This is a genomic window from Nocardiopsis salina YIM 90010, from assembly GCF_000341025.1.
Taxonomy (GTDB): Bacteria; Actinomycetota; Actinomycetes; order Streptosporangiales; family Streptosporangiaceae; genus Nocardiopsis; species Nocardiopsis salina.
Window position 1 is genome coordinate 1 of the sequence record NZ_ANBF01000025.1, and the last position, 2693, is coordinate 2693.

Annotated in this window: 2 protein-coding genes; both read left to right on the forward strand. The window is 72.3% G+C overall.

Annotated elements, in window-relative coordinates; translation table 11 throughout:
* On the forward strand, positions 1 to 736 hold a 736-nt coding region (locus D474_RS27430), incomplete at its 5' end, for an FGGY-family carbohydrate kinase (protein ID WP_017612083.1).
* 542 nt (positions 737 to 1278) lie between these two features.
* Entirely contained in the window at positions 1279 to 2598 is a 1320-nt protein-coding gene (locus tag D474_RS0102820; RefSeq protein ID WP_017612084.1) for a hypothetical protein, read from the forward strand.
* The last annotated feature ends 95 nt before the right edge of the window (positions 2599 to 2693 follow it).

The window sequence follows — 2693 nt, forward strand, 5'->3', positions numbered from 1 at the left end:
GCCCGGCACCGGCGACAACATGGGCAGCGCCCTGGGCCTGGGGCTGCGCCCGGGCGACGCCGTGATCTCACTCGGCACCAGCGGCACCGTCTTCGCCGTCGGCGACCGGCCTTCGCACGACCCGAAGGGCGCGATCTGCGGGTTCGCCGACGCCACCGGCCGGTACCTGCCACTGGTGTGCACGCTCAACGCAGCGCGGGTGCTGGACGCGACCGCCACCATGCTCGGCACCGACCTGGCCGGGCTCGACCGACTGGCCGCCGGCGCCGAACCGGGAGCGGGCGGGATCATCCTGCTCCCCTACCTCGACGGCGAGCGCACCCCCGACCTGCCCGGGTCGGCAGGGTCGCTGCACCACCTGACCCGGACCAACATGCGCCCGGAGAACATCGCCCGCGCCGCCGTGGAGGGCATGCTTCTGGGGCTGGCCGACGGTTTGTCCGCGCTGACCGACAGCGGGATCCCCGTCGGAAGGGTCCAGCTGGTCGGAGGTGCTGCGCGTTCGGCGGCCGTGCGCGAGGTGGCGCCCGCCGTGCTCGGCACCCGCGTGGAGGTGCCCCCGCCCGCGGAGTACGTGGCCATCGGCGCCGCACGGCAGGCGGCTTGGGTGCTCGCGGGTACCGACGAGCCCCCGGAATGGAGCGTGGGCGAGCCGGAGTTCATCGCGGAGGCACAGGAGCTCGACGGACTGCACGAGCGGTACGCCCAGACGCGGCGGGACTCCCACGGCGTGTGACCCCGAAGCTCCGGTGCCCGGGCGTCCGGGCACCGGAGGTGGAATTCGGGTCAGGGCGGAACCGGGGGCGCAGCAGCGCTCCGGTACGCTCGATCGGCGCAAGCCGGGGCAGAACCGGACACGAACAGCGGTGGGAGGCGCATGTCCGTCCACGAACACCTGCGGGTACCGATCGGCACCGCGCCCGGGTGGTCCACACGGCCCGAGAGCCGGAAGGTCCTCGTGGTCGCCCACACCGTGACGACCCTGACCCGCCTGCTCGACCTGCTGCCGTTCCTGGAGTCGGACCCGCGCGTGCAGATCGTCTTCACCCGGGCCCGCACCTCCAATTTCCGAGAGGGCGTCACCGAATTCCTGCACGACCTCGGCGTGGCCGTCGCACCATGGGAACAGGCCATGGAAGAAGAGTTCGACCTCGCCATCACTGCCAGCTACGGCGACGACCTGCACAGGATCAAAGCCCCCGTGGTCGCCTTCTCCCACGGCGCCGGGTACAATAAATTGGAGAAACCGGAAACCGGAAACCGGAGAATTCGGAGTCGGTGTTCGGCCTCTCCCGCAACACCCTCGCCCGCGACGGCGCGCTCATCCCGCAGACCCTCGTCCTCTCGCACGAGGAGCAGCTCGACCGGCTCACCGCGTCCTACCCCGACGCAGCATCCTCGGCCGTGGTCGCCGGCGACCCCACACACGACCGCATCCACGCCGGGCTCCCCTGGCGTGAGCGCTACCGCGACCACCTCGAGACCGGTGACCGGTCCCTCGTCCTGATCAGCTCCACCTGGGGACCCACCTCCCTCCTGGGGTCGCGCCCCGAGCTGCTCACACGCCTGCTCGCAGAAGCGCCCGCCGACGAGTACCGCATCGCCTTCGCCCTGCACCCCAACGTCTGGCACAGCCACGGAACCTGGCAGGTACGCGCTTGGCTCGCCGAGGCCGAACGCGCCGGACTCCGGGTACTGCCCGACCGTCAGGGGTGGCAGGCCGCGCTCGTGGCCGCCGACCACATCATCGGCGACCACGGATCCGTCACCTTCTACGGGGCCGCCCTGGGAACCCACACCGTGCTCGGGGCCTTCCCCCACCACGAGATGGCCACCGGCTCCCCCATCGCCGACTTCGGCCGCACCGCCACACATCTCGACCCGTCCCTGCCCCTGCTTCCCCAGATCACCACCGATGCCGGACACCACCACCCGCGCCGCTTCGCCGAGACCACCGACCTGCTCACCTCCGTCCCGGGCGAGGCCGGGCGTATTACCAGGTCGCTGTTCTACAAGCTGCTCGATCTGCCCGAACCGGTACACGACGTTCGTGTCACCCCGCCCGAACCGCCGGTCCCCTACCGGCGAGGATGGCCCGACACCGCCGACTCCGCACCACTCATGTGCACCGCCGAGGTCGAGGAGGCCGGGGTGCGGGTGGCGAGGTACCCGGCCGAGCTCGTGGTCGGCACCAGACTCGCCGTGCCCCGCGCGCACGTGGTCGCGCACGCGGACGAACCGCAGCTGCGGTGGCGGGAGGCCACTGACATCGTCGTGTGCGGGCCCGACGAGGGCGACCCGTGGCCACGGCTCGGGCGCACGCTGACCGGGCACCCGCGAGCGCACATGGCGGTCGAGGCCGAGGGCCAGGACTGCCTCGTGCGCACGCGCGAGGGTTCGCGCGTGCGCCTCACCCCCGACACGGCCCACCGGCACGACCCGGTACTGCTGGCCTCCGCATTCTGGCGGCTGACCCGCCCCGGTCAGCGGGACGGGGCCGGACGAGGGATCGAGGCGGGCCGTCCCTTCACCGTGCTCGTCGGCGGGCATTCCCTGCGCGTGCACGCCCGCGCGGTCGGCGACCGACCCCGGCCCTGAATCAGGTGCGGTCCGGGGCGAGGGCGAGGAGCGGCGGTTCCTGGGGTACGGGGTGTTGTGTGGTGTTGCCTCGGGGGTGGTGGTTCGTCGGGGGT